This window comes from Polyangiaceae bacterium (assembly GCA_015075635.1).
GTDB lineage: Bacteria > Myxococcota_A > Polyangia > Polyangiales > Polyangiaceae > JADJKB01.
The window spans coordinates 2,132,258-2,157,376 of record JABTUA010000001.1 but is presented as its reverse complement, the minus strand read 5'-3'; the positions used below and the strand labels follow the sequence as shown (position 1 = coordinate 2,157,376).

26 protein-coding genes, 1 tRNA gene and 1 pseudogene are annotated in these 25,119 nt (G+C 69.2%); 5 read left to right on the top strand and 23 right to left on the bottom strand.

Going from position 1 to position 25,119, the window contains the following annotated elements; genetic code table 11:
- Positions 1–995: 995 nt before the first annotated feature.
- A tRNA-Val gene (locus tag HS104_09685) sits at positions 996–1,067 on the top strand.
- Between the two features lie 122 nt (positions 1,068–1,189).
- On the opposite strand, the pseudogene HS104_09680 reads toward HS104_09685, so the two are convergent.
- The 20 genes and pseudogenes from HS104_09680 to HS104_09585 all read right to left on the bottom strand — a co-directional run bounded on the left by HS104_09680 (position 1,190) and on the right by HS104_09585 (position 13,424).
- A pseudogene (locus HS104_09680) lies at positions 1,190–2,395 on the bottom strand (site-specific integrase).
- Between the two features lie 73 nt (positions 2,396–2,468).
- The gene (locus HS104_09675; protein MBE7480239.1) at positions 2,469–2,723 is read right to left on the bottom strand and encodes a hypothetical protein; all 255 of its coding nucleotides are present in this window, start codon (positions 2,721–2,723) and stop codon (positions 2,469–2,471) included.
- A complete protein-coding gene (locus HS104_09670) occupies positions 2,720–3,172 on the bottom strand; it encodes a hypothetical protein (protein ID MBE7480238.1) in 453 nt (150 codons plus the stop codon). Before HS104_09670 ends, HS104_09675 begins: the two co-directional genes overlap by 4 nt.
- Positions 3,169–3,441, bottom strand: a complete 273-nt coding sequence (locus tag HS104_09665) for a hypothetical protein (GenBank protein MBE7480237.1) — start codon at positions 3,439–3,441, stop codon at positions 3,169–3,171. Before HS104_09665 ends, HS104_09670 begins: the two co-directional genes overlap by 4 nt.
- Positions 3,442–3,504: 63 nt before the next feature.
- Positions 3,505–3,687 (bottom strand): CopG family transcriptional regulator, encoded by a 183-nt coding sequence (locus HS104_09660; protein ID MBE7480236.1) that lies wholly within the window; start codon positions 3,685–3,687, stop codon positions 3,505–3,507.
- 165 nt (positions 3,688–3,852) lie between these two features.
- Entirely contained in the window at positions 3,853–4,395 is a 543-nt protein-coding gene (locus tag HS104_09655) for a hypothetical protein (GenBank protein MBE7480235.1), read from the bottom strand.
- A gap of 3 nt (positions 4,396–4,398) precedes the next feature.
- Complete coding sequence (locus HS104_09650) at positions 4,399–4,635, bottom strand: hypothetical protein (protein ID MBE7480234.1); 237 nt, start codon at positions 4,633–4,635, stop codon at positions 4,399–4,401.
- A 13-nt stretch (positions 4,636–4,648) separates the two neighbouring features.
- Positions 4,649–6,568, bottom strand: coding sequence for a phage tail tape measure protein (locus HS104_09645; GenBank protein ID MBE7480233.1), 1,920 nt, complete (start codon positions 6,566–6,568; stop codon positions 4,649–4,651).
- A 310-nt stretch (positions 6,569–6,878) separates the two neighbouring features.
- Positions 6,879–7,724, bottom strand: coding sequence for a hypothetical protein (locus HS104_09640; GenBank protein ID MBE7480232.1), 846 nt, complete (start codon positions 7,722–7,724; stop codon positions 6,879–6,881).
- Complete coding sequence (locus HS104_09635) at positions 7,724–8,515, bottom strand: hypothetical protein (protein MBE7480231.1); 792 nt, start codon at positions 8,513–8,515, stop codon at positions 7,724–7,726. The genes HS104_09640 and HS104_09635 overlap by 1 nt, the downstream gene beginning before the upstream one ends.
- Positions 8,516–8,639: 124 nt before the next feature.
- Entirely contained in the window at positions 8,640–9,146 is a 507-nt protein-coding gene (locus HS104_09630; GenBank protein MBE7480230.1) for a hypothetical protein, read from the bottom strand.
- Positions 9,143–9,349 (bottom strand): hypothetical protein, encoded by a 207-nt coding sequence (locus HS104_09625; protein ID MBE7480229.1) that lies wholly within the window; start codon positions 9,347–9,349, stop codon positions 9,143–9,145. The genes HS104_09630 and HS104_09625 overlap by 4 nt, the downstream gene beginning before the upstream one ends.
- Positions 9,346–9,591: a hypothetical protein gene (locus tag HS104_09620; GenBank protein MBE7480228.1), complete on the bottom strand. Its 246-nt coding sequence runs from the start codon at positions 9,589–9,591 to the stop codon at positions 9,346–9,348. The genes HS104_09625 and HS104_09620 overlap by 4 nt, the downstream gene beginning before the upstream one ends.
- Positions 9,588–9,956, bottom strand: coding sequence for a hypothetical protein (locus HS104_09615; GenBank protein MBE7480227.1), 369 nt, complete (start codon positions 9,954–9,956; stop codon positions 9,588–9,590). The genes HS104_09620 and HS104_09615 overlap by 4 nt, the downstream gene beginning before the upstream one ends.
- Positions 9,957–10,003: 47 nt before the next feature.
- Positions 10,004–10,279 (bottom strand): hypothetical protein, encoded by a 276-nt coding sequence (locus HS104_09610; protein ID MBE7480226.1) that lies wholly within the window; start codon positions 10,277–10,279, stop codon positions 10,004–10,006.
- On the bottom strand, positions 10,276–10,842 hold the full coding sequence (locus HS104_09605) for a hypothetical protein (GenBank protein ID MBE7480225.1): 567 nt from the start codon (positions 10,840–10,842) through the stop codon (positions 10,276–10,278). Before HS104_09605 ends, HS104_09610 begins: the two co-directional genes overlap by 4 nt.
- Before the next feature lie 938 nt (positions 10,843–11,780).
- Positions 11,781–12,113 (bottom strand): hypothetical protein, encoded by a 333-nt coding sequence (locus HS104_09600; protein ID MBE7480224.1) that lies wholly within the window; start codon positions 12,111–12,113, stop codon positions 11,781–11,783.
- Between the two features lie 324 nt (positions 12,114–12,437).
- On the bottom strand, positions 12,438–12,926 hold the full coding sequence (locus tag HS104_09595; GenBank protein ID MBE7480223.1) for a hypothetical protein: 489 nt from the start codon (positions 12,924–12,926) through the stop codon (positions 12,438–12,440).
- Positions 12,927–12,981: 55 nt separating this feature from the next.
- Positions 12,982–13,212, bottom strand: coding sequence for a hypothetical protein (locus HS104_09590; protein MBE7480222.1), 231 nt, complete (start codon positions 13,210–13,212; stop codon positions 12,982–12,984).
- Entirely contained in the window at positions 13,209–13,424 is a 216-nt protein-coding gene (locus tag HS104_09585) for a hypothetical protein (protein ID MBE7480221.1), read from the bottom strand. The genes HS104_09590 and HS104_09585 overlap by 4 nt, the downstream gene beginning before the upstream one ends.
- Before the next feature lie 134 nt (positions 13,425–13,558).
- Here HS104_09585 and HS104_09580 point away from each other — a divergent pair, with 134 nt between their 5' ends.
- Both HS104_09580 and HS104_09575 read left to right on the top strand, forming a co-directional pair.
- Positions 13,559–14,113, top strand: coding sequence for an NAD(P)H-dependent oxidoreductase (locus HS104_09580; protein MBE7480220.1), 555 nt, complete (start codon positions 13,559–13,561; stop codon positions 14,111–14,113).
- Between the two features lie 73 nt (positions 14,114–14,186).
- On the top strand, positions 14,187–16,394 hold the full coding sequence (locus HS104_09575; protein ID MBE7480219.1) for a glycosyltransferase: 2,208 nt from the start codon (positions 14,187–14,189) through the stop codon (positions 16,392–16,394).
- Here the strand turns inward: HS104_09575 and HS104_09570 are convergent, their stop codons facing one another.
- Positions 16,395–17,639: a metal-dependent hydrolase gene (locus tag HS104_09570; GenBank protein MBE7480218.1), complete on the bottom strand. Its 1,245-nt coding sequence runs from the start codon at positions 17,637–17,639 to the stop codon at positions 16,395–16,397.
- 66 nt (positions 17,640–17,705) lie between these two features.
- On the opposite strand from HS104_09570, the gene HS104_09565 reads away from it, so the two are divergent.
- Positions 17,706–19,316, top strand: a complete 1,611-nt coding sequence (locus tag HS104_09565) for a DUF4114 domain-containing protein (protein ID MBE7480217.1) — start codon at positions 17,706–17,708, stop codon at positions 19,314–19,316.
- Positions 19,317–19,323: 7 nt separating this feature from the next.
- On the opposite strand, the gene HS104_09560 is transcribed toward HS104_09565, so the two are convergent.
- Entirely contained in the window at positions 19,324–20,058 is a 735-nt protein-coding gene (locus HS104_09560) for a hypothetical protein (GenBank protein MBE7480216.1), read from the bottom strand.
- A gap of 83 nt (positions 20,059–20,141) precedes the next feature.
- On the opposite strand from HS104_09560, the gene HS104_09555 reads away from it, so the two are divergent.
- Positions 20,142–22,217 (top strand): S9 family peptidase, encoded by a 2,076-nt coding sequence (locus HS104_09555; GenBank protein MBE7480215.1) that lies wholly within the window; start codon positions 20,142–20,144, stop codon positions 22,215–22,217.
- Between the two features lie 400 nt (positions 22,218–22,617).
- On the opposite strand, the gene lon is transcribed toward HS104_09555, so the two are convergent.
- Positions 22,618–25,116 (bottom strand): endopeptidase La, encoded by a 2,499-nt coding sequence (lon, locus tag HS104_09550; protein MBE7480214.1) that lies wholly within the window; start codon positions 25,114–25,116, stop codon positions 22,618–22,620.
- Between the last annotated feature and the right edge of the window lie 3 nt (positions 25,117–25,119).

The window sequence follows — 25,119 nt, the reverse complement described above, 5'->3', positions numbered from 1 at the left end:
GGCACACCTTCGGCTTTGCGTCACCGGCGGGGCCCTGGGGTCTCACTGTCCGGTGCGCGGGTTGGCTTGTCTTGACGCCAAGTAAAGCGCTCCCGCGGCAAGCGTGTGCGACTACGCCTACAGATTCTCAGTCGCGGATCGCACGTGGGCGCGAGAGCGCCTCGTACATGCTCCGCAGCTCACCACGCAGGCCGCTCCGTGAGTCCGCACGTGGGTAGACGTCCGCGTTCTCCGCGAGCACGTTGTACGCGAGCGCCCACTTCGCCTTCTCCGTCCTAGCGCGAGCAGTTTCGCCTCGAAGCACGATAGTGTCCACGGTTGCCCCGTCCGCTCGAGCCTGCGTTGCCTGTCTCGCGGCGCTGTCGGCCCTCAACTCGTCTCGCACGAATCGCAACGCGATGCCGCCGAGCCGAAGCCCGAGCGATATCCGCTTGCTCTCTTGGACGGTGCGCTCTGCGACAACCCGGACCGCCTGTTGGACGCCCGCTACGGGGGGGATCGATGACCTGGTGGGCCGATGCTCGTGGATTTCGAGCGCTGCCCAAGCTTCCGCATCAGCAAGGCCGCGTGCCCGTCCCTTGTCGAGTTGCGAAACGATCCACGCAAGGTCGCGGTAGAGGACCCGCGCAGCATGCGCCATCTCCGCCGGCGTGGGTGCGTGGGACGGAAGCGCTGGCTTGGGTGCTCGCTTCGGCGAACGCCCATTTGTTCTTGTGCTAGCTTGTCGGTTGGTCGTCACGTTCGACCCATCGCCCCGGACGGTTGCCGCCGTCGCGGGGCGCCTTTCCTTACGGCTCTACCCCGCCCGCGCCGCACACTCCAGACCCCGCAATCCTGTCCGCGAGGCCCCGGAGGGCGACCCCGAGCACGTGATCGGCAAGACGCGCGTCGAGCAGGTGGTCAGCGGGGGCAGCGTCGGCTACGATGGTTCTGGCAACGACGTTGCCAAAACTCGAATCGGCTGGAAGCGAAACAGAGTCTTTTTCAGCCGAAACGGGCGGGTAGCTCAGCGGTAGAGCGCTGGCCTTACAAGCCGGATGTCGCAGGTTCGAAACCTGTCCCGCCCACCGGAAATCATGCTGGATCGCGTTTTCGAGTCTCGCCGTGTGGACACGGATACTGTCCGCGCCCTGAGAACGTCGGCTGAGAGACTCGGAAGCGCGGCTGCCGGCATCTGCAGCGCGCCCTCGGCGAGCTTCACGTAGACCATGTGCGTGCTTGCCGAGCGGTGGCCGGCGAGCGCCATGGCCATCTGGACGTTGACGCCGGCGGCTGCCAGCGCGGTGTTGAAGGACCGGCGGAACGAGTGGAAGTCGAGCGGACGCGTCTCGTCGCTCCCGGACTGGATCTCGCAGAGCGCCTTGGCCGAGGCCTCGGCCGCCTCGAGCTCCGCCGCGGAGGCTCCGGCCCCCCTCAGGGAGGCCCAGCGCTCGACGGCCTCAGGGAAGCCAGGGCGGGGCCGGACGATGCCGGCAGCCCAGAGCGCTTCGCGGAGGGCCTTGGCGTAGCTGGACTTCCGCTTGCGCTGCCCCGCGTTCGGGCCTCGCCGCACGGGGAAGACGGGGCCCTTCGACGGCCGCCCGACGCCATCCCACCACGCGCGCAGGACCGGCACGAGCACCGGGGGCAGCTCGAGGCGCTCGCGGAGCTTGGCGCCGGTGTGGCGCTTCGTCTTGGGCCGCGGCACGTGGGCGTCCCGCCACGCCTCGCGGTCGACGTGCGCCCAGTCCCAGGCGTGCAGATCGCTCGTGCGCATCCCGCCGAAGCTCCGCGACGCGAGCGCCATCACGTGGAGCTCGGGGTCGACGTCGCCGCACGCCATGAACCGCGCGAACTCGTCATCGGCCAGGAGCACGCGGTCTCGCTCGTCGGTCGTGGCGCCCTTCGGGATCTCCGCCTTGGCCACCGGGTTCTCGGAGATCACTTCATCGCGCCAGAGGTCGCCGAGCACCGCGGACAGGTCGTTCTTGATGTGGACGATCGTCTGCCGGCTCTTGCCCGCGTCGCGCGCGCCCTCGAGCACCTCGCGCACGTCGGCGACACGGATCTTGTCCACGGGCGTCGAGCCGATGCGCGGCAGCGCGAAGTCCCGCAGGCGCTGCTCGCGCTCTTTCCACGTCTTGAGGCCCTCGCCGCGCTGGCGCTTCACCACGCGCGCGGCCGCCTCCGCGAATGTCTCGACGGCCGCGACGCGTTCCGGCGTGGGTTCCTCGTTCCGCTCGAGGTCCTCGATCAAGCGAGCGAGCTTGCGCCGCGCCAGCGCCCGGTTGTCGGTGCCGAGGTTGAACCATCGTTTCACCCGCACGCCGTCGACCAGCACGGGCACGCGCGCAGCGAGCCCCGCCTTCGTGAGGATGAGCGTGCCGGTGCGCTTGTTGCGAGGCTTCTTCTCCATGGCCTTCGTGCCTTTCCTTGGCGCCCCCCGCGACGTGCCAAGTCGCGTCCGCTGGCAGCGGGGGCTGTTCTCCTTACGAGCGCTCTCGGCGCTTCCTCGATCCGCTCCTCGTGAACACGTCGGCCGGCTGCGGCGGCGTCGGCCTGGGCTCGTGCTCGAGCTCCGTCTCCGCCTTCCACAGCTCGAGCAGCGCCTCCATGAGCGCGCCCTTGGCGTCGCCGTCACACCCGACGCCGGCGAGCTCGGCGCCGAGCATGATGTGCCGTCGCGCCGCGACGACTCCCCGAAGCGCGGCTTGCCGCTGGTCGATGCCGAACGCGCCGCTCATGACGCACCGTCGCCTTCATGCGAGCTCGGCGCCCAGGGCGGCGACTCGGGCGCGTACTGTTTGCCATCCGCGCCGTAGCCCCCGGCTCGCTCGCCCGGCGGACGGAAAGGGAACTCCGCGCGCGCCGCCTGCAGACCGCGCAGGAGCGGAGACACGCTCTCCAGGTAGCGATCGGCGCGGCGCTCCGCGAGCGAGATCACGTTCCCAGCGCGCTCAGCTCGCTCCGCGCGCTCGACCTGCACCCGCTTCTGCCAGCGGTGCATGCCCACGCCCACCGCGAAGTTGTACAGGAGCCAGGGCGTGACGGCTGTCACCGACGACGGCGCCACGAAGGCGCCCAGGACCTTCACGTCCGTGCCGTCGAGCGGCCACCGGAGCGTGCGGTTCACTTCCGCGAGCGACTCGTTCCAGCCGGGTAGCTCGCGGAGCTTCAAGCCGCGCCCGCTCATGTGAACCCCACCAGGGCGCCTGCGTTGCGCTGAATGCTCAAGCTCGTCTTGGCGATCAGCACGGCGCCTTGCAGGCGCTCAGAGGGGATCTCGCTGAGCACGTACCGGAGCGCGATGAGGAGGCGCGAGGCGTCCTCGTCCAGCCAACCCGCGTGCTCAGCGAGCGCTGACTGGATCTGTTTGGCGGTCCAGCGGTGCGGTCGGGGCCGGCGTCGGGCACTGCCACTTGCCAGTGGGGTCTTCTTCGGGTTCTTCTTCGTCTTGGCCATGGGGGTGTGTTCTCCTTTGGTCCTGGCCCTCGGCTGTTCCACCAGCGCGGGGGCCGTTTCGTTTCAGCGCTTGCGACGCTTCGGCTTGGCCGCTGCCTTGAACTTCTCGGGGTAGGCCATCCGAAGCGCCTGGCGCACGACGTCCGACGCGCTCAGCCCCGTCTGCTCGGCCAGCTCCGAGATCACTTCGAACTCGTCGGGGGACAGCCGCAGATTGAGCCGCTCGGTTCGGTCGCCGTGTGCCATGGTGCTAATTGTCATACAACGCGCTCCGGCGTGCAAGCCCTGTTTCACGTGACACCTGTCCACGGTTCGTGTCCACGCGCGCAGCGTCGAGGCGCTTTTCCCCGCGCGCCGCGGCACTGACCTCCGGCTTACGAGGCCGGCTCTCTCGCTCTCCCCTCGCCATGTTCACGTCGGCTCGTCCGCGAAGGTCACGCAGTCGATGTGCATCAGGACCGCCCCGCCGCCCCCGTGCCGACCCATCCCAAAGTGGTAGTTTCCGGGCGTGGTCAAGAGCACGGTGCGGACCGAGCTTTGCCCGGCCGGAGCCGTGAACGCGGGTACCGCGGCGCCTGTCGGAAAGCCGATCGGCCAGCAGTAGAACAGCCGGCCTCCGAGCGCCGCGTCCATGGGCCCCTCCACGCCGTCCACCGTGGCCTTGAACGTCACGGGGACGCCGGGCCTCGCCCGGACCTTCCTGTGCGGGTGGCCCGGGTGCGGGTTGAGCCGGCTGTTCAGCATGTAGTCGTGATCCCTGTTCGGGAACCCGTTGGCCCCCGGCCACGCTGCCGGCGGATCGCCTGGGTCGTAGTTCTGGCCGGGGTGGAGGGCCGCCCACCCGGGCGGCGCGGGGATCGTCCCGGTTGGACGAAGGAAGCCGATCGGCACCGGCGCGTCGAGCCACACGCTCGTGTCGATCCCGGAGGTGTGGCGCACTGTGAAGTCGGGCATCGCTCAGGCCTCCGGGTCCGCCGGAAGGAAACGCGCGAACGTCTCGGCCAGCGTGACGGCCTCACCGGCGGCGTCGCGGAGCTCGCGGAGCAGCTGCGCCGTCGTGGCGAAGCCGCGCACGCCGAGCTTGTCGAGCTGGGCCAGCCATTCGGTTGTGTTCCGGTTCGCGGCGGTCAGCCGATCCACCACGCGGTGGATCTCTTCGTCGGTCGGAACGTCGCTGTGCTTCGGGATCTCCATGGGCCTCTCTCCCTCACCGCGGCAGGTAGCCGGGGGGTGTGTTGTTGTTCGAAGGCGGCAGACCGTTGTTGCCGCCGGGCTTCGCTCCACCGGCCGCCTGAGCGAACTTGTCCGCGGCAGCGGCCGCTCGCTCGAACGACTCCGCGACGCGATCGCCGCTCTTGCCCCCCTTGGCCAGCGATTGCTCGAGCTCCCTGATCGCGCCCTTCGCCTTGGCGAGCTCGTCCTCGCCAACCATGCCGCGCACGTCGGAGTACGCGCCGAAGGTGAGCTTGTTTGCGATCCCGGTCTTGCGCTCGCTCCGTTCGGTTTCTGCGAAGCTGACGCGCTCCTTGAGCAGCTTCAAGGCTTCTTGCTTCCGCTCGACGCTCGACCCACGCGCCACGATCGAGCCAGCCGTCGCCGCCCCGGCCAGGTCCGACGCGGACGCCAGATCCTTCCTGGCGGCGTCGTCGACCGCGTCCTTGCCGAGCTTGTATGCGAGATAGGCCGCAGCAGCGATGCCCAGCGCCGCACCCGCCGTCTTCCACGGTCCCGCCGCCGCAGCGCTCGCCCGGATCTGCGCTGCAGCGTAAGTGCCGATCGCGGTGCCCGCCTGGGCGAGGGCTCCGCTCGCGAAGCCGAGCGCCATGCGCGCGCCCACGTACGCGCCTCCGGCGGCCAGTGGATTGTTGACCGCGAAGCTCACGATCTTGGCAAAGCCAGTCGCGACCTTCGGCAGGTGCTTGGTGAGCTCGTTCATCGCCTCGAGCGCGGCAGGCTTGGTGAACTCTTGGGCGAACGTCTCCATGGCTAGCGCGAGCTTGCGCTGTGGGTCCTCCATGCGATCGACGGCCTTGGACTGGGCGTCGGCGAACTTGAACGAGCTGGTCCCGGCGCGCTTCAGCGCGTCGTTGAACGCGCGTAGGCCCGCCTCCGTCTTCGTTGTGACGTCGCCCTTGGTCTTTTCGAACGCTTCCCGGAACGGCGCCGCAAGCTCGGTCACGAGCTTGAGCTGCTCGCCCTTGAAAACCTTCGCGAGCTTCTCGCGTTGCCCGCCCGTTTTGATGAGCATGGCAGCCAGAATGGTTTCCGTCCGCTGGATCTCTCCCGTCTTGTCGTTGACCACGCTCACGCCGAAGCTCTGCTTGATCTCCTTCTGCCGGCTCGGGTCCGCCATCTGGTCCATGAGTTGAGTGATCGCCGAAAGCCCTTTCTTGGTGCTGCCGAGCGCGTCGCCGCCTTTGTTCATGAGCGCGATAAGCGATCCAAACGCCTCGGCGCCGGTGAGCCCAGCGGCGCGGGCGCTCGCGCCCGTCATGTGAATCGCTTTCGTGAGGTCCTCGAAGCCGATGCCGCCCTTGTTCGAGAGGTCGACCGCAGCGGCCAGGGCATCCGGCATCTCCTTGGCGGTCACCCCGAGCTTGTCGTTCAGGGCGCCGGCGACGCTCGAGAGCTCGCCGACGCTCCGCCCGCTCGCCGTGGCCAGGACCCCGATCGCTCCGATCGACGCGGCGGCGAGCTTCGCGTCGCCGGTCTCGGCGAGCACGTCCTTGAAGGCGTCCGCGAGCTCCTGGCTTGAGCGCCCCGTGCGCATGGCGACGGGCTCGATCTGCTGCTGCACGTTCTGCCACTTCGTGGCTTCGCCCGTCGCGCGCTCGATGCTGAACGCGAGGTCGCGGTAAGTGCTCTGGAGTGAGCCGGCCTTCGTGAGTGCCGCGCCCGCACCGAAGATCCCCCCGAACTTCGCCGCCATCGTCAGCGTGCCCTTGAGCTCGGACCCGACCGCGGCGAGCGAGCCTCGCATGCCTCGCAGCCCCGCCGTGCCCACCGCGCCCATCGCGGTAGACAGGCTCGCCATCTGCGCCTTGGTGGCGGCGGTGACCTGTTGCAGGCCGCCGAGGTAGCCGCCGGCGACCAGCGACAGCCTGACCCGTGCTTCACGCTCAGCCATGGCGCGCCGTCCGCCCCCTCGTGTCCGCGCGCGACAGAGCGGCCCCGAGACCGGCTCGGAAACGGCCCTGCCGCGTGCTCAGGGTCCGGCTTGGCGGGCCAGCGCGGTTCATGACGCGCTCGCGAGCAAGCCCGCCCCCTGGGGTTCGTCGGGTTGTTGTGCAGTCATGGGATCACGTCCTGTTGTGCGCCCGGGGAAACGCCGGCAGTGGTCACTACTCCGCTGCCGGCGCCGTGGGCGCGACGCTGCCCACGCGACGCTGCCCAGCGCCGTCTCCCGTCCGACCGGGGAGAAACTCCGGCCGTAGTCTTCACTCGAGCAGCTCCCGCAGCGGCGCCCCGTCGCGCTGCAGCCCCCGGAGGGTCTCGCGCACGAAACGCGTCGCGGCGCCCGAGAACGTGTGATGCGTGAGACGGTTCGCGTTCGCGTCGCTCACGTCGACCCCGAGCTCCCTCGCGACCATGACGGCACGCCCGCGCGCCTCGCACCGCTGAGCCCGCGCCGCGTCGATCGCGTCGAGCGCGGTGAAGACGTCGCCCAGCTTCGTCGCGAAGTTGGTCCAGAGCTGCATGGTCTCGGCGTCGGGCTGCTCGCCCGGGTAGAACGGCGCGAGCGCTGCGGCCAGGTTCCGCTCGGCCTCCGCGATCGCGTCCTGGTTCCGCTTCACGAGCTCGAGCAGCGAGTCCCGCTCGTGCTTCGCGTCGCTGAGCCAGGCCGGCGCGCGTCGCGCGACCTCGCGCAGCATCGCGGTCTCGTACAGGCACAGCACGTTGGGCCGGTTCTCGCGGTCCTCGCGCTCGCTGTGCCGGATGCGGTGTTCCAGGTGGAACTCGAACGCGGCGTAACGACGCACGCGGCGGATCGCCGTCGCGGCCTTCGCGTACACCGCTGACGCGATCGGCCCACCCTTGGGGAGCGCCTCGAGCGTGCCGGCGGCGACGTCGTGTTTGCGCACGTCGAGCTCGAGCGAGACGCTGGACGATTCGCAGACCGGGCAGATCGCGACCTCGCCCGCGAGATACTCCGGCGTGTACCGCGCCACAGCGAGCTCGTGCTGGTCGCGCGCGGTCGGCGACCAGTTCTCGACCAGGTCGGCGGGCTGCTCGGTGCGCCGCCGCTCGCGCTCTTCGGGGCTGATGAACGAGATGCCGAACATCAGAGCACCGGCGCCCCGCGGCCGAGGTACTGGCCCGCTTCCCAGTTTTGCTCCATGCGGTTCCTGCTCGAGAAGCCCGGCACCTTGGCGCACAGGTAGAGCCGCGCCTTCTCGGTGGCGTTGGGACCGGGGATCGCCGCGAGGTGGTTCGGCAAAGTCGCCGTGACTCCGCCGTCGAGGTCGATCGCCGCGGCGGGGCTGGCGTCCGCCACGAGCTGATCGAGCAGCGCCAGCGCGGCCGCCTGGTTCTCCGCGATGGCTGCAGAGAGCGCGGCCTTGAACTCCTTGGTGAGGAACGCGGTGAGCGCGCCGATCTTGCTGCCGCCGCTTGCCCCGGAGGGCGCGGGAGCGGGCGGAGCGGGGGGCGCGTCGCCCTCGGCCATGCGGATCTGGTTCGCGAGCTCGCCGGCCTGGAAGTGTCGCTCCGTCTCGCTCATGAGCGCGAACGCGTCGCGGTGCGTGGTGGCCAGGTACGAGTAGCACTTGGCACTGAGGTTCTGTCCGCCGTGGGCTCGCACGGCGAGGGCGATCTGTTTCATCGGGTCTTCTTTCGGTGGCTGGTGTCCCCCTGCAGGAATCGAAGGGCGCGGGCGTGGAGTCGGCGTCTCGGTGATCTTGGCGTGCAAGACCGGCTCGCCGTCGCGGTAGAGCGTGCCGCCCCCGGCTGCGCGAAAACGGGCGAAGGCCTCGGCGTTCGCGCGGTCCGCATCGGTCATCGGCCTGGGGCTCTGGGCCATGCGGATCGGTTCGCTGAGCAGGAGCGCGCCGGCCTTGGGGTGTGCGTGATTCATGGTGTGAGTCCTTCCGCGCTGTCCGCGATCGAGTGTCCAACCCCCTGCCGAACTTCTACCGCGCCGCGAGATCTTCCGCCTGTGCGCGGGCTCGAGCTCCGGCGTGCAACGCTGGCGTTCACGGTCAGCCTCCCCCCTGCGGAACGGCGCCGAGGATCTGGAGGCAGCTCGTCTGAATTCGCGAGAGCGCGGACCCGAGCGCGGTCAGGCGATAGATCGAACCCGCGACGGGCGGATCGGCCGCGAGCGCCTCGAGCACGTCCGCGGTGCGGGCGAGGTCGCGCGCCAGGTCGCCGCAATCGTCCAGAGCTGGGAGCTGGTGGAAGCTCCGGACGATCTCGTGCGCCTTCGTGCGCGCTGCGACGGCTGCCGAATACACCCGAAGGTCGGGGGCGTGTCCGCGGCGCAGAGCGGGGAAGTAGCGGTTCACGCCATCCCCGAGAAGCATCGCGGCCCGGGCCACGTTGACCGCGACGTCGAGCCCGAACTCATCCGGTGACGCGTCCTCGGCCGCGCAGCGCTCCACGTGCGCGCCGAAGGACCTCGGCGCCACCGCCGATGGCTTCTTGGCGGACCTGCGCTTGGGCTCGAGCTTCGCCTTCGGAGCTCGCCGCTTCTTCGCCGTCGTCATCGTCGGCCCCCCCTCGCGAGCAGCTCGACCTCGGCGGCGAGGTCCTCGCACTCCACGGTCAAGCGGTCGTCCAGCGCCGCGGCCTTGCCTCGCGCGTCGATGCGAAACACGGGCTCGCCCTGCGAAGGCCGAAGCGGCGTCGGGGCGTCGGGATCCCGCGGCCGGATGACGCCGGCGGCGATGAGGTTCTCGCGCAGGCTCATGGGTCGGGCGTGAATCCTTCCTTGTCCGCGTCGGACCGGCGCAGCGATTGCTCCTGAGCGATGGCGGCGTTCAGGTGTCGGCGGAGGTAGTCGACGCCGCGCGTGAGCGTGATCTCGAGCGGAGTGATCACTTCCACGTTCGTCGACGCCGGCGTTTCGATGAGCGCGCGCACCGAAGCGCACGCGGCCTCCATCTCGGTCAGGCGGGTCGCGCAGAGCGTCCGCAGTGCCGCGCCGCTCACGCTGCACCCCCGAGGTACGCGGCCGCCTCGAGCTCGCGGAACGAGTCAGCGCAGAGCCCCTCGACGCGGCGCCCGCCCAGGACGGCGCGAGCTTCCTCGAGCTTGGCTTCGTCGCCGGCTCCGACCTCGAGCACGACGTCGCCCGGTGCCAGGTAGAGCCGCTCGCCGCGCGCGCTGAACCCCAGCACGCTCTCGGTGGTGACCCGACAGCCCTTTGGTGCGTTCGGCGGCAGCTTCACCGAAACGCCGGGCCGGGCGCTCTGCTCGGCGCCGGCCTCGCGCAGCGCCATCCGCGCCGCGAGCAACTGCGCTTGGGTGCGCTCGAGCTCGTCGCGCAGCCTTGCAATCTCTTGGTCCTTGTCCATGGTTCGTGTCCTTCCCGCCAGCCTCGCGGCCAGCGTCAGCATGCGTTTCACTGTCCCCCTGCGTTGTCGTCTGGTCCCCCCGCCGTGCGGCGCTCGAGCTCGGCCTGTAGCGAGGCGATGAGCTCGGCCAGGTGGCGGTCGCGCTCGAGGATCTCGGCGGCCAGCGCGCGGCAGCCTGGGCAGCCCGGGTGCGGCTCGGGCTGCTCGCCCTCTGCGCCCTCCGGCTTCTGCCCCGTCGCCGCGAACCGCTTGAGCTCTTCGTCGGTCCAACCGGGGAAGCTCTCGCGCTCGCCAAGCTCCGCTGCGTCGTTCTCTTTCATCATGGCTTTTCGGTCCCCTGGTTGTCGGCCTGGTCAAGCTCCTCGAGCTTCGGTAGCAAGATGGCTTGCGGCGGCAGTCGGCGGTCCGGGTGCTCGCCGGTCTTCACGAACCGCTCGAGGTCCTCGTCGCTCCAGCCGATGAACACGCCGGCCGTGGGCACGCCGGCGACGTGTAGCTGCGCGGGTTGGTCCAGGCCGAGCAGACGACGGCGGCTCGCGCTCACGCGCACGAGCTCGCGGACAGCGCGCGCCACGGTTTCGTCGTCGCGGGAGTTGAGCCCGCGTTCCAGCTTCTGGACGCAGCGGTCCATCCGCATGAGCTCGAGCTGCACCAAGCGATCGGCGTCTTCTCGGACCAGCCGATGCGCGTCGGCGAGCGCGCGCTGGACCAGCCGGAAGGCGTTGCTCACGTTCACGCCGAGCTGCGTCGCGATCCGGCGGTACGAGGCCCCGGCCAGGCGGAGCTCGACGGCCTTGGCTCGGCGGTCGAGGGAAGCGAAGGCCCGAGCGTTCGAGCGGTGCGTTGCCCGCCGATCGTTGCTCGTCTTGCGCTGTGCCTTGCTCATGCGGAACCTCCGCGAAAGCCGCTGGGGCGCGCCGTCGTGTCCGTCGTGCAACGTCCGCCGCGAGGGGGGAACGCTCGGAGCCAGGCCGAAAGCAGGGCTTCGGTTGCCGTGGCGGCTCGGCTTGGGTGGCCGGCGTTCATGCTGCACCTGCCTTCCGAGAGGGCGTGCCGAATTCTCTCTCGAAGTCCGCGAGCGCTTGCTGCGCGAACGCACGGGATGCGGCTTCCGTGGGGCCCGGCTCGAAGAAGTCCGCGAGCGCCGATTCCTCCGGCTCCGGCTTCCCCCCTCTCGCCGTCTCCCTTGAGAGCTGAAGCTGCGGCCGTTGTGCGCGCGCGCCTGCGCGCGATCCCTCCTCGGATATCTCCACGGATCTAAAACTCCTCGGATCAGAGACTCCTCGGATCCCCGGCACCTCCTGCCGCTTGAGGTCCCCCTGATCTGCCGCTTGAGGTCCCCCTGATCTGCCGCTTGAGGTGGCACCAGTTGCCGCTTGAGGTGGCGGTTCGAGCGGCATGGGGGTGCCGGTAGCGCCTGGCTCAAGAGGCACCTCGTTCCGCTTGAGGTCCCCACCCGAAGGGGCAGCTCCTGCCGCTTGAGCCTCCTTGGACACGGCAAGCCGGTACTCGTCGGAGTTGCGCCCGACGCCACCGGGCATGCCTCGGCGACGGCGCTCCACGCGGACCGGGCTGACGCATCGCTGACAGGGCTTCTCCGGCTTGCACCGGCACTCGTTCAGCTCGGCGAGTACTTCGCGCACGGCGCGGACCGAGAGCCCCGTGGCCCGTGCCAGCGTCTGCTGCCCCGAGAGCCCGACGCCCGTCTGTCTGTTGGCCAAGACCGCCATGACCATCAGGACGTGACGCACGGCGGGACGCAGGCTGGCGTCAGCGCTGCAGAGGGCGACCTGCACCCTGATGCCCATCGGGCCCGCGCCGGCGTCAGCCACCTCGCCCGCCCTTCACGACGCGCAAGGCCGGCTCGTCGCCCCCAGCATCGCCCCGGCGCCTCAGCCAGCCCAGGACGGCCGCGAGCTCGAACCGCGGGGCTTCGCCCACCACACCCCACTGCGGAAAGCCCTGCTCGCGCCTCATGCGATCAACCGTGGGCAGCGAGATGCCCAGCGCATCGGCGAGAGCAGCGCGCGACAGGAGCGCCGGCGGCTTGCGGGCGCCAGCTAGAGCCTCGGCCAGGGCCGAGTCGACCTCGCCGCGCACGAGCTCGCGGAGCTCCGCCCGAGTCATCGTGACCAACATCGCGTCATCGTGGGCCATCGTCTTCTCCCGCTGCGGCCCTCTCGCAGCGTTCGCGTCTATCCCGCGCGGCGGTGCACCGGCGTGTCCGAACCGTTTGCCCCCTGCTCGGCCTCGAGCTGACGAATGGCGTCTCGAACGCGCGCCTCGCACGTCGATCGAACGCGGCGCCCCTCGAGCACGGCTCGGAAGGTTCGCGGGTCGACGCCGGCGATCACGGCGCCACGGCGCAGCTCATGCGGCGTCCACTGCGTCTTGCTCATGTGGCATCTGTGCGCCACCCGAGCGGCTTCGGTCAACCCGATCGATCAGCTCGACCTACGCTGGCCGTCGCCTGGCGCTGTCTCACTTCGCCGTGACCAACGCGCGGAGGACGGTCTTTCGTCGCGAGCGGAGCTGTGTCTGCCGCTGTCTCACTTTTCGATCGGGTGCGAAGAACGAGAGCAGCTCCGCGAGCACTCGCGCCTGATCAGTCCGGTTTCGGCTCTTCGCCCCGTCGACGCTGAAGGGCAACGAGCTGTAGCGCTGCACGTTCGCTCGGAGCGCTGGGGACAGGAGCTCGGACGGCACCAGGCAGACGCCGCGGAGCAGGAGCTCGTGGAGCTCGCGCACACGGCGATATTGGGCGTCAGGCGGATCTTCTTCCGGCCATTCGAAGGGTGCCCAGCCCAAGCGTGGTTTGTCCGCGAGCTCGTGAAGCGCGGATGCGAGCCTCGGGTTCTTGTCCAGAAGGCGATCGACCTCGGCGAGCAGCCGTTGCGCGTCGTCCAGCCGCGGCGAGAGCTTGCTTCTCGCGGGCTTCCGCCGTACTTCTTTCTTCGTCGATCGCGTCATCGATCGTGCGCCCGGCGGGTCCTGAACACACCTGCCGGGCGCCTCCTTTTTCAGCCTACCGCAGCCGTGAGGGCCCGTCCTGCGCCCAGAGCACCGGCGGCGCGATCCCCCGCTCTGCCGCCCAGCGTGCGGCGTGGTCCGCGACGTCACCCGGCCAGACCACGCGCCAGGTGTGAGGCCTCTGCCCAGGGCGCACGACCTCGAGGACCACGCTCCGCGAGCCAGCCACCCCACGCGCCCGCAGGAGCTCGCCGGCGGCAGGCACGAGCGTCCGGGTCGCGGTCACGCGGTCTCGCTCTCTGCGGCCACGCCAGCGGCCTCCAGACGTCGTTCCAGCTCGAGGCCGAGCTCACGGGCCCGGCGGGGCTCGCCGGCGTCCAGAGCGGCGCGCAAGGCCCTCGCCAGGGCGAGCAGCTCGTCACGCTCGGCGACCGGCAGGCGTACCACCTGGGCCAGCTCGCCGTGGACAGTAGCGCGTGGACACTCAAGACTCCTCACCGCGGAAAGCGACTGATCACCGGGCGCGTCGTGATCGCGATTCTCGCTGGCAATTGCGCCTACCGGCGCCCTTACAAGCCGGATGTCGCAGGTTCAAGCCCTGTCCCGCCCACGACACTCGGAGGAGTGAATCCATGACGACGCTCATCGGGCTGCCGGGAGCCCTCAGGAAAGGCTCCCACAACGCGGCCCTGCTCCGGGCCGCGGCGGAGCTCGCGCCGCCAGGGACGAGCCTCGAGCTCGCGACCCTCGCGGACATCCCGCTCTACGACGGCGATCTTGAGAGCGAGCACGGCGTCCCCGAGCCGGTCGCGCGCTTGAAGGACAAGATCGCCGGCGCCGACGGGCTCTTGATCGCCACGCCGGAGTACAACCACTCCATACCCGGCGTGCTGAAGAACGCCATCGACTGGCTCTCTCGCCCGCCCAAGGACACGGCGCGGGTCTTCGCCGGAAGGCCCGTGGCGATCCTCGGCGCCACCCCGGGCATGGGCGGAACGCGGTTCGCCCAGGCCGCGCTCCTGCCGGTGCTGCGCACGCTCGGCACCGAGCTCTGGACCGGCAAGCAGCTCTACGTCGCGGGCGCAGGCAAGCTGTTCGACGCCGAAGGCAAGCTCACCGACGAGAGGACCCGGGAGCTGCTCGCCGCGTTCGTCGCGGGCTTCGCGGCGTTCGCCCAGAGGAAATGAACCGGCTGGAGGCCCGGCGACACGCGGCTCTGGAACACCCGGGAACGGGGCGGTAAAAGGGCAGAGCCGCGCCATGAGCACCTCCGACGTCGAGCTGTCCGTCATCGCCCCGTGCCTGAACGAGGAGCTGAACGTCCCCGAGCTCACCGCCCGCGTGCTCGGCGTGTTCGACAAGGGTGGCTTCGCCGGTGAGCTCGTGCTGGTGGACGACGGCTCGAAGGACGGCACCGCGCGGGCGATCCGCGCCATGATGGCTGCCCACCCTGGGCGCGTGACCGGCGCCTTCCACCCGCAAAACCGCGGCATCGCCGCCGCCTGGAAGAGCGGCGCCGCCGTGGCGCGCGGCCGACTGGTGGCGACCATCGACGCCGACCTGCAGTACCAGCCCGAGGACCTCTTGCGCCTGCGCCGCGCGCTCTACGAGCACTCGGTGGACGTAGTGCAAGGCTGGCGAAGCTGGGTCGGTCGCCAGAAGGACAAGCGCTACCACATCAGTCGGGCCTTCAACTTCATGCTGAACAGCGCCTTCGGCATGCAGCTCGCGGACAACAAGAGCGGCTTCGTGATGTGCGCCCGGGAGGTGTTCCAGGACCTCCTGACCTACGAAGGCAAGTACTTCTACTGGCAGTCGTTCGTCATGGTGGCCGCCCATTCCAAGGGCTACAGCTACAAGGAGATCGAGACGCTGTTCGAGCAGCGCAAGGCCGGAGAGAGCTTCCTGGACAAGCAGGCCGCGCGGGCCAGCGTGAAGAGCGCGTACGATCTGGGCAAGGCGCTCTGGGAGTACCGCGCCAGCGGGCCCGCGGACGTGGCGCACCAGTTTTTGCGCCAGCACCCGGTGGTCGATCGGTCGCCGGAGCGGAGCCCGCTCCGGAGCCTGCAGTGGCGCACCTACATGGCCGCGTTCAACCAGACGCACTGGATGATCACGCGGGACGTCGAGCACTACTACGAGACGCTCAGGAAGACGCAGTGGCTGTCGCCGAGCGCCACGCGCGAGCTCGGCGACGAGAAGCTCCGGCGCCTGGTGCGTCACGCCTACCGGAACGTGCCGTACTACCGGGCGAAGATGCAGGAGGCGGGCCTCCGGCCCGAGGACGTGCGCGGGCGCGACGACCTCCACAAGCTGCCGCTCCTGACCAAGGCGGACATCCGAAAGCACCTCTTCTTCGACATCATGAGCGAGAACCACGACAAGGGTCAGGTCCTGCGGATCTCGACCAGTGGCTCCACCGGCGAGCCCTTCGTGTGTTACGCCGACCGCGCGCAGCTCGAATTCCGCTGGGCCGCCACGCTGCGGGCCCAGGAGTGGACGGGCTACCAGTTCGGCGACCCCACCGTACGGCTCTGGCACCAGACCATCGGCATGAGCCCGCGGCAGGCCGCGATGGAGCGCGCGGACGCCATCCTCTCGAATCGGAGCTTCGTGCCGGTCTTCGAGATGAACGAGGAGAACCTGAAGAAGACGATGCGGCTCATCGCCTCCATCGGGCCCACGCTGCTCGACGGCTACGCCGAGGCGCTGGACTTCATCGCCCACTACGTGAAGAGCTCCGGCAACCCCGGTGTGCGCCCGCTGGCCATCATGTCCAGCGCGCAGACGCTTCCGGAGCCCAGCCGCAAGCTGATCGAGGAGGCCTTCGGCTGCCGGGTCTTCGACAAGTACGGCAGCCGGGAGTTCTCCGGCATCGCCTACGAGTGCGAGGCCCACGCGGGCCACCACGTCGTGGCGGAGGGCTACATCGTCGAGATCCTGAAGGACGGCGCCCCGGTCGCGCCCGGCGAGGTCGGCGAGGTGGTGATCACCGATCTGAACAACACCTGCATGCCGTTCATCCGCTACCGCATCGGGGATCTGGCGGAGGCCATGGGTGACGAGCTGTGCTCCTGCGGGCGAGGCGCGCCGCGCATCGGCGCCATCCAGGGGCGCGTGCAGTCGATCATCCAGGGCAGCGACGGCCAGTACGTGCCGGGCACCTTCTTCGCCCACTACCTGAAGGAGCTGGACTACGCCATCAAGCGCTTCCAGGTGGTGCAGGAGCGCGCCGGCCACATCACCTTCCGGGTGGTAAAGGGCGGGCGCTTCTCCCAAGACGTGCTGGACGAAGTGCTGGCGGAGTTCCGGAAATACCTGGGCGAGCGCCTGCAGGTGGACGTCGAGTTCGTGGACGACATCGCGCTGGTCCGCACCGGCAAGCACGTCGCAGCCATCTCGAAGATCCCGGTGGACTTCCAGGCGTCCGCGCCGGTGGTGGTCCGCCCTGGACAGAACGGCAGCTGATCAGCGCGAAGGCAGCGACAACACATCGCTCCGCGGCGGCTCCCAGGGGGGAACGAAGCGCGGGCAATCGCGCGGAGCGCGCTCCGCGATCATCTCGGCGAAGCCGAGCCCCGGCTCGCGGTCGAAGCGCACGTCGCCGAACACCAGGCCAGTACCCGGCAGCTCGACCCAGAACGGCAGGCGCGCGAAGCGCAGATACGCCGCCACCTCGCAGCTCTCCCGAGCGAGGCGTTGGAGCTCAGCGAGCGGCGCGACGAACTCGCGCTCGAAGTACACCTCGGCGCTGCTCGGCCGGGCGATGGCCCGAAGCGGCGCGGTGGTCTGGCCGGAAGAGAGCGCGCAGCGCTCCGCGGGGTAGAGCGAGGGCGCGAGCGAGATCCGCCCGCGGCGTACGGCGTAGCTGCCGTCGCTCGCGGTGTGGGCCGAAGCGAACAGCCAGCAGGCGGGGTTCGCGGGGTTCGAGGTCAGCACCACGTCGTGCAGCGCCTCGCCGGAGAACGCCGCGCCGAGCGCCTCGCGCGCTTTCCGCTCGGCGAGCGGTTTGGCCAAGCCGAACGTGACGAGCACCAGCGCGCTGCCCGCGAGCGCGACCAGGGCGCGCGCGGCCGGGGAGCGCTTCCAGAGCAGCGCGAGCCCGGCCACCACCCAAACGAGCACCAAGCCCGAGAGCGCTAGCGGCACCATCCGCGTCGCGAACGGCAGCACCACCGTGAGCGTGAGCCAGAGCGCGAGCAGCGTCTTGCCGAGGCGCGCCTGCACGCCGAGGAACAGTGACGGCAGCGCGGCGGCCCAGAACAAGGGCTCGACGATGAAGATGCGGTCGCCGTACACCCAGCGATTGTCCAGCGGCCAGAACGGGTGCACGCCGTAGCTGTTGGAGAAATCCATGAACACGTGGAGCGCGGGCCCCAGGAACGAGAGCGCAGCCAGCCAGGCCCAATCCGCGCTCGAGAACGGCAGCCGCCGGCGCCGGCCCCAGAGCCAGACCAGACCGAGCGCGATGACCCCGAGGGGCACCCCGGCCAAGAGCGTGTGCGTGTGACCGCGGTGGTGCAGCAGGTAGCCGAGCTTTGGACCGCTCAGCCCCACGTAGGCGAAGTCGAAGTCCGGGACGTTGTTGGCGAGGGCGCTGGCGAAGTAGGCAGCACGCACCCACTCCGCCTTGGGCTCGGCGCGGCGCGCGCGGTACCGGCTCGCGAGCTCGGCAGAGAGGAGCCCGGCGAGGATGTGGGTCAGGTTGTCCAAGCAGGTCCGAGCATCCTAGCAAGCATTGTCCTTGAGCCCGTCCCATCCTGCCTTCATCATTTGCCCATGGTCCGCCGCCGCGCTTCGGGTCTCGTCTTCGGGCTCTTCTTCTCGACCCTCGCCTCGAGCGCCGCCGCCTTGCAGCAGCCGGACAACACCACCATCCCGGTCATCGACGGCAGCGTCACCACCTGCAGCGACAAGAACGTCCAGGTGTGCCTGAACGCCGAAGAGGGCGGCTCGACCATCAACGCCCTGTCCGCCGCGGCGGTCACCCCGGAGACCTACACGCCGATCTGCGGCCTGACCTTCAAGGTCATCGCGCGCGGCGCGGGCTACCTGAACACCTTCGGCTGGTACAACGTCGTCGCCGGGCAGAAGCCGCCGGCCTCCGATCTGCACTCGTTCCTCGAGTGCACCGACGGACCGGGCACCGTCAAGGTGCTGAGCATCAAGAGTAGCCCGTACTACCAGGGCGGCGAGATCGGCTTCTTCATGGCCACCCCCGAGGGCACGAGCGGCAACTGCCCGCAGTTCGCCGCGACGGGCGGTCCCGTCGCCGGCACCGTGGGCCACATCTACTACTCGGAGCGCAAGTACAACCCCGACAACACGGGGCCGAACAGCTGGGTTCACCTCATCACCTACAACAGCGTCACGCACCCGAACTCCTTCTACTTCGCCTGGGAAGATCTGCTGAGCGGCGGCGACAACGACTTCGACGACCTGCTCACGCGCGTGGACGGCATCCAGTGCTCCGGCGGCGGCGATCCCTGCACCGTGAGCGGCCAGCAGGGCAAATGCGCCAGTGGGCTGATGCAGTGCCAGAACGGGCAGCTCACCTGCGTGCAGACGTGGCAGCCGACCACCGAGAGCTGCAATGCCCTCGACGACGACTGCAACGGCCAGACCGACGACGGCGATCTGTGTCCGCCCAGCCAGATTTGCTACAAGGGCAGCTGCGTGCCGAAGTGCGGCACCACCGAGTTTCAGTGCCTCGGCGGGCTCAAGTGCAAGGACGGCGTGTGCATCGACCCGGCCTGCGAGACCGTCAGCTGCAACGCCGGTGAGGTGTGCGTGGCAGGCAAGTGCCAGGGCGCCTGTGACGGCGTCGTGTGTCCCTTCGGGCAGAAGTGCGTCGAAGGCGTGTGCTCCGACCCTTGCGCGAGCGTGAAGTGCGACGCCGACTTCGTGTGCGTGGAGGGTGTGTGCAAGGTCAACTGCGGCTGCGACGGCTGCCCCACGGGCAAGCAGTGTACGACCGCCACGGGCAAGTGCGAGGATCCGGGCTGCAATGGCGCCAGCTGCGCCGCCGGAACGCACTGCGTGGCCGGCGCCTGCGTGGACGACTGCCAGGGCGCGGTCTGCCCGAAGGGCCAGCTCTGCTCCGCTGGGCAGTGCGTGGTGGACGCGGACGCCGGCGCCGGCGGCAGCGGCGGCTCGAGCGGCGACGGCGGCATCGTCTTCGGCGGCTCCGGCGGCGGCAGCGCGGCCAGCGGCGGCAGCGGAGCCAAGGACGGCGGTGCGTTCGGCGGCACCGGCAACCTGCCCGGCACGACGCCCGCGGAGGACGACGGCGGCTGCGGGTGCCGCGCCGCAGGACGCGACCGCGGCGCCGCGCTCGGCGCGCTGGCGCTGCTCGGGCTCCTCGCCAGTCGCCTGCGGCGCCGTCGCTGAGGCTGGGTCAGCCGCAGACGTTGTTGATGGCGTCTTCGAAGCCGGGCGAGTTGCAGCTGCCCTGTAGGTTGAAGACCTTGCCGGAGCTCGGGCCCGATTCGCAGTAGCACTGCAGCCCGCCCCCGGGGAACGGCTTGCACGTCACATCGAAGTAGCCGCAGCTCATGCCGCAGCTGCCGTCGCTCGAGCCCCAGCCCTGGCAGCCGGGATTCACGCCGATGCACGCCTGGAACGCGTCCGAGTACTTGTCGCACGCCGGCGGGAGCGAAGGCTCACCGCCCGCGCAGCCCATCGGGTACTTGAGCGCGCAGTCGAAGAGCATGCCGAGCTCGTCGGTGCAGCCCATGGACTGGGCGTAGTCGATGGCCTCGCTGAGCTCCTTCTTGCAGCTCGGCAGGGCGCACGGCAGCTGGTTTATCACTGCGCAGACCTTCTCCGCCTTGGCGTCGAGCGAGCCTCCTCCACCACCGCCCATGGCGCCCATGCCACCCGTGGCCGCCATGCCGCCCATGGCCCCCATGCCGCCCATGGCCCCCATGCCCCCCATGCCGCCCATGGCGCCGCCGGCACCGCCGAACGCGCCCGAGCCGGCGACCGCTCCGCTGCCCGCCGTACCAGCTCCGCCACCGCTACCAGCCTGCGCGCCGCTGCCGCCGCTGCCCCCGCCCTCGGTCTTGCCACCGCACGCGCCGACCGAGAGCGTTCCCACCACACACCAAGCCAAGAGCTGCGCTGCCCGCATCGCGACCTCCTGCGCTCCTTCCTACCACGGATCGCGCCCGGCGGCCTCGACACGCCGAGCGGACCGTCGCATCGTCCGGGCCCATGTCGCGCCGCCCCCTGTTCGGCTTCGTGTTCCTGCTCGCCGCCGCGTGCGGCTCGCCGCCCGCCGTGGGCTCGGCGCCGTCGCCGGCTCCGAGCTCGACGCCGAGCGCCACCCCGCCCGAGAGCGTGGCACCCGCGCCGAAGCTCATTCCGCGAGACGTCTTCTTCGGCAACCCCGAGCGCGCCTCGCCGCGAATCTCCCCGGACGGAAAGCAGCTCTCCTGGCTCGCGCCGGTGGACGGCGTGCTCAACGTGTGGGTCGCGCCCATCGACGACCTCACCCGTGCCAAGCCGGTCACGAGCGACAAGAAGCGCGGTATTCGCGTCCACACCTGGGCCTTCACGAACAGCCACGTGCTCTACGCGCAGGACGAAGGCGGCGACGAGAATTGGCACGTCTTCAGCGTGGACCTCGGCACGAACAAGGCGCTGGATCTGACGCCGATGAAAGGCGTGCAAGCCCGCATCGTCCAGGGCAGCCCCAAGAAGCCCAAGGAGCTCTTGGTCGGCATCAACGACCGCGACAAGAAGTGGCACGACGTCCATCGCGTGGATCTGACCACTGGCAAGCTGACCCTGGTCGAGAAGAACGAGGGCAAGGCGAGCTACGTGGCGGACGACGAGCTCCGGCTGCGCTTCGCCCTCGAGAGCGTGAAGGGTGGCGGCTACTCCTTGCTCGAGCGGAAAGGCGCGAAGTGGGAGCCCTGGAAGAGCATTCCGTTCGAGGACACGCGCAACACGAACGTCATCGGCCTCGACGCGAGCGGCAAGGAGCTCTACTGGACCAGCAGCCTCGGCCGCGACAAGAGCGTGCTCGAGCGGGTGAGCCTGGGGAAGAAGGACGCGAAGGTCCTCGCGCAACGCGACACCGCCGACGTCGTGGAGGTCTTCAGCCATCCGGCGACGCGCGTGCCGCGGGCCGCCGCCAGCGAACACCTGCGCCGCGACTGGCAGGTCATCGACCCGGCCATTCAGCCCGATTTCGACGCGCTCCGGCAGGTCGCCGACGGCGACTTCCAGGTGGTCAGCCAGTCGCTGGACGACCAGCGCTGGGTCGTCGCCTACACGCTCGACACCGCCGCCGCGCGCTTCTACCTGTGGGACCGCAAGGAGAAGCGCGCCAAGCTCCTGATGAGCGAGCGCCCGGAGCTCGACAAACACGCGCTCGCCAAGATGCACCCGGTGCTGATCCCGGCGCGAGACGGGCTCGGGCTACCGAGCTACCTGACCCTTCCGCGAGGCCGGAGCCTCGGCGCCGGCGAGCGCGCCGACGCGCCGAGCCCGCTCGTCCTGTTCGTGCACGGCGGACCTTGGGCCCGCGACCGCTGGGGCTACCACCCCTACCACCAGTGGCTCGCCGACCGCGGTTACGCCGTGCTCAGCGTCAACTATCGGGGCTCGACCGGCTTCGGCAAGGCCTTCGTCAACGCCTCGAACCTGGAGTGGGCGGGCAAGATGCACCTCGATCTGATCGACGCGGTCGCCTGGTCCGTCGATCGCGGCGTCACCACGCGCGATCAGGTCGCCATCATGGGCGGCAGCTACGGCGGCTACGCCACGCTGGTGGGGCTGACCTTCACGCCCAAGACCTTCGCCTGCGGCGTGGACATCGTCGGCCCGTCCAACCTGAACACGCTGTTCGAGTCGATCCCACCCTACTGGGAGTCCTTCAAGGAGGAGTTCCTGACCCGCGTCGGCGACATGCGGACCGAGGCGGGCAAGAAGCTCCTGACCGAGCGCTCGCCGCTGACGCACGTCGGCAAGATCGAGCGCCCGCTGCTCATCGGCCAGGGCGCCAACGACCCTCGGGTGAAACAGGCAGAGTCGGATCAAATCGTGAGCGCCATGCGCGCCAAGAAGATCCCGGTCACCTATGTGCTCTACCCGGACGAGGGCCACGGCTTCGCGCGCCCGGAGAACCGCACGAGCTTCAACGCCGTCGCGGAGGTGTTCCTGGCCGGTTGCCTGAAAGGTCACGCGGAGCCGCTGGGCACTTCCTTCAAGGGCTCCAGCATCCAGGTGCCGCACGGCGCGGAGCACGTGTTGGGCCTCGCCGAAGCCCTCGGCAAGAAGTGAGTCCCAGAGCCGGAAATTGCGCCACGACGCCACGAACGCCACGACGACCCTTGGAAGTCCCTGAAGAGGGACACCACGACGGAGGAGAAATTTTCAGGGGGCAGACCTGACCGCGTCGGCGTGGCCCGCGGAGGTTCCGCTCATCCGGAGGGCGCGCCGGACGAGCAGCGGTTGCGCCACGACGCAACGACGCCACGACGCCACGAGGGAAGAGAACTTCAGGGGGCAGAGGAGCAGACCGGGCACATGGGTGACACCTGACGAAGCCGCCGCGACCCATCTTCTCGGCCTCCGGCTCGGGAGCGCCGCCACAAGTGCTCTGAGAAATTGAAATTCTCTTCGTGGCGTTCGTGGCGTTCGTGGCGTTCGTGGCGCAAAATCTCCGGGACGCCGCCGCGGGTCAGGACATTCCCGGCTGCTCCCCAGGGCTGTCGCTGCCGCTGCCCGGGGCCGCCGGCGGCGGCGCGGGCGTGCCGGACTCCGGAGCCCAGAGCTCGCCGTTTCGGTACTCCATGAACAGGCGCCGCGCGCCGAACATCTTGTCTGGGTCGGTCAGCGCCAGCGCCTCGCGCAAGACGTCGTCCATGTGATCCACCAGCACGATGCGCATCGCCTTGAGCACGCGCCGCGGGATCTCGCGCAGGTCCTTGCGGTTGTCCTTGGGGATCAGCACCGTCTTGATACCGTTGCGGTGAGCCGCCAGGAGCTTCTCCTTCAGTCCACCGATCGGCATCACGCGCCCGCGCAGCGTGATCTCCCCGGTCATCGCCACGTCGCTCTTCACCGGTTGGCGCGTGAGCGCGCTGGCGATGCTGGTCGCCATGGTCACGCCTGCGCTGGGGCCGTCCTTGCGGACGAAGTCCGGGAAGTGAACGTGCACGTCGATCTTCTGGTAGAACTCCGGCTCGAGGGAGAGGGCGCCGCCGCGGCTGCGGATGTAGCTCATCGCCGCCTGGGCGCTCTCCTCCATGCCCTTCTCGAGCAGGCCGGTGATCACCAGCTTGCCCTTGCCCGGCACCACGCTGACCTCGCAGTCCAGGATGTCGCCGCCGTATTCGCTGACGGACAGGCCGTGCGTCAGGCCGATGGAGTCGGCCTCCTCCTTCTTGCCCAGGCGGTACTTGGGCACGCCCAGGTACTTCGGCACGTCGGAGCCCTTGATCTCGATCTTGAGCTCCTTGCCCTCTTTCACCACGCGCAGGGCCGCCTTGCGGCAGATGCTCGCGACCTCGCGCTCCAGGCTGCGGACGCCGGCCTCCTTCGTGTAGTGGTGGATGACCGTGCGCACCCCGTTCTCGCTGAACGAGAAGTCGACCTCGTCCAGACCGCACTCGTGCTTCTGGCGCGGCACCAGGTACTTCTGGGCGATGTTCAGCTTCTCGAACTCGGTGTAGCTCGAGAGCTGGATGATCTCCATGCGGTCCTGGAGCGGCAGCGGAATCCCGCCCAGCGTGTTCGCCGTGGTCAGGAACATGATCTGCGACAGGTCGTAGTCGAGATCGAGGTAGTGGTCGTTGAAGTTGTGGTTCTGCTCCGGATCGAGCACCTCGAGCAGCGCCGCCGCCGGATCGCCGCGGAAATCCGTGCTCATCTTGTCGATCTCGTCGAGCAAGAACACCGGGTTCGCGGTGCCGACCTTCTTCAGGTTCTGGATGATCTTGCCCGGCAGCGCGCCGATGTAGGTGCGGCGATGGCCGCGGATCTCCGCCTCGTCACGTACGCCGCCGAGTGACAGGCGAACGAATTTCCTGCCCGTGGCCCGCGCGATGCTCTTGGCGATGCTGGTCTTGCCCACGCCGGGCGGCCCGACGAAGCACAGGATGGGACCCTTGAGCTGCTTGGTGAGCGCCTGCACCGCCAGATACTCGATGATGCGCTCTTTGCACTTCTTCAGACCGTAGTGATCCTCGTCCAGGATCTTCTCGGCCTCCAGGATGTCGAAGCGCTCCTCCGTGGTGTCGTACCAGGGCAAGCTCAAGATCCAGTCGATGTAGTTGCGCACGACGGTCGCCTCCGCGCTCGTCGGGTGCATCATCTTGAGCTTTTTGAGCTCCTTCTTGACCTTCTGCTGAGCCTCCTCGCTCATCTGCTTGGTCTTGAGCTTCTCCTCGATCTCCTGGATCTCGCTCTTGAACTCGTCGCGCTCGCCGCCACCCAGCTCCTTCTGGATGGCCTGCATCTGCTCGTTCAGGTAGTACTCCTTCTGCGTCTTCTCCATCTGCTTCTTGACGCGGGAGCGGATCTTCTTTTCTACCTGGAGGATCTCGATCTCGGCCTGCATCAGCTCGTACAGCCGCTCGAGGCGCTTCTTGGCCTCCAGCGTCTCGAGCAGGCCCTGGCGATCGGCGAGCTTGATGGTGGGCAGGTTGGCGGCGATGGTGTCGCTGAGCTTCGCGGGATCGTCGATGCTCTGCACCTGCATGAGCACCTCGGGCTGAACCTTCTTGTTCAGCTTCACGTACACCTCGAAGGTGCTCTGCACGCTGCGGATCAGCGCCTCGACCTCGACCCCCGTCTGGACGTCTTCGCTGAGCTCCTCGACTTCGACCAGGAAGTGGTTCTGACCGTCGACGAAGCGGGCGATCTTGGCGCGCTGACGGCCCTCGACCAGCACCTTCACGGTGCCGTCGGCCAAGCGCAAGAGCTGAACGATGGTGCCGATGGTCCCGACCTGGAACACGTCTTCGGGCGTCGGGTCGTTGGTCTTCGCGCTCTTCTGCGCGGCCAGGAAGATCTCCTTGTCGCGCGCCATCGCGTCGTCGAGGGCGGCGATGCTCCTCTCGCGCCCGACGAACAGCTGGCTCACCATGTGCGGGAACACGATGATGTCGCGCAGCGGCAGCGCCGGCAGCGGGCGGCGTGCGGTGGCGGGCTTCTCGTTGTCTTTGTTGAAGAACATTCG

Bases quoted from the DNA above. Each gene is read 5' to 3' on its own strand.
- HS104_09675 (MBE7480239.1), bottom strand. From the start codon at position 2,723: ATGAGCGGCGCGTTCGGCATCGACCAGCGGCAAGCCGCGCTTCGGGGA.
- HS104_09670 (MBE7480238.1), bottom strand. From the start codon at position 3,172: ATGAGCGGGCGCGGCTTGAAGCTCCGCGAGCTACCCGGCTGGAACGAG.
- HS104_09665 (MBE7480237.1), bottom strand. From the start codon at position 3,441: ATGGCCAAGACGAAGAAGAACCCGAAGAAGACCCCACTGGCAAGTGGC.
- HS104_09660 (MBE7480236.1), bottom strand. From the start codon at position 3,687: ATGGCACACGGCGACCGAACCGAGCGGCTCAATCTGCGGCTGTCCCCC.
- HS104_09655 (MBE7480235.1), bottom strand. From the start codon at position 4,395: ATGCCCGACTTCACAGTGCGCCACACCTCCGGGATCGACACGAGCGTG.
- HS104_09650 (MBE7480234.1), bottom strand. From the start codon at position 4,635: ATGGAGATCCCGAAGCACAGCGACGTTCCGACCGACGAAGAGATCCAC.
- HS104_09645 (MBE7480233.1), bottom strand. From the start codon at position 6,568: ATGGCTGAGCGTGAAGCACGGGTCAGGCTGTCGCTGGTCGCCGGCGGC.
- HS104_09640 (MBE7480232.1), bottom strand. From the start codon at position 7,724: ATGTTCGGCATCTCGTTCATCAGCCCCGAAGAGCGCGAGCGGCGGCGC.
- HS104_09635 (MBE7480231.1), bottom strand. From the start codon at position 8,515: ATGAATCACGCACACCCCAAGGCCGGCGCGCTCCTGCTCAGCGAACCG.
- HS104_09630 (MBE7480230.1), bottom strand. From the start codon at position 9,146: ATGACGACGGCGAAGAAGCGGCGAGCTCCGAAGGCGAAGCTCGAGCCC.
- HS104_09625 (MBE7480229.1), bottom strand. From the start codon at position 9,349: ATGAGCCTGCGCGAGAACCTCATCGCCGCCGGCGTCATCCGGCCGCGG.
- HS104_09615 (MBE7480227.1), bottom strand. From the start codon at position 9,956: ATGGACAAGGACCAAGAGATTGCAAGGCTGCGCGACGAGCTCGAGCGC.
- HS104_09610 (MBE7480226.1), bottom strand. From the start codon at position 10,279: ATGATGAAAGAGAACGACGCAGCGGAGCTTGGCGAGCGCGAGAGCTTC.
- HS104_09605 (MBE7480225.1), bottom strand. From the start codon at position 10,842: ATGAGCAAGGCACAGCGCAAGACGAGCAACGATCGGCGGGCAACGCAC.
- HS104_09600 (MBE7480224.1), bottom strand. From the start codon at position 12,113: ATGGCCCACGATGACGCGATGTTGGTCACGATGACTCGGGCGGAGCTC.
- HS104_09595 (MBE7480223.1), bottom strand. From the start codon at position 12,926: ATGACGCGATCGACGAAGAAAGAAGTACGGCGGAAGCCCGCGAGAAGC.
- HS104_09580 (MBE7480220.1), top strand. From the start codon at position 13,559: ATGACGACGCTCATCGGGCTGCCGGGAGCCCTCAGGAAAGGCTCCCAC.
- HS104_09575 (MBE7480219.1), top strand. From the start codon at position 14,187: ATGAGCACCTCCGACGTCGAGCTGTCCGTCATCGCCCCGTGCCTGAAC.
- HS104_09565 (MBE7480217.1), top strand. From the start codon at position 17,706: ATGGTCCGCCGCCGCGCTTCGGGTCTCGTCTTCGGGCTCTTCTTCTCG.
- HS104_09560 (MBE7480216.1), bottom strand. From the start codon at position 20,058: ATGCGGGCAGCGCAGCTCTTGGCTTGGTGTGTGGTGGGAACGCTCTCG.
- HS104_09555 (MBE7480215.1), top strand. From the start codon at position 20,142: ATGTCGCGCCGCCCCCTGTTCGGCTTCGTGTTCCTGCTCGCCGCCGCG.
- lon (MBE7480214.1), bottom strand. From the start codon at position 25,116: ATGTTCTTCAACAAAGACAACGAGAAGCCCGCCACCGCACGCCGCCCG.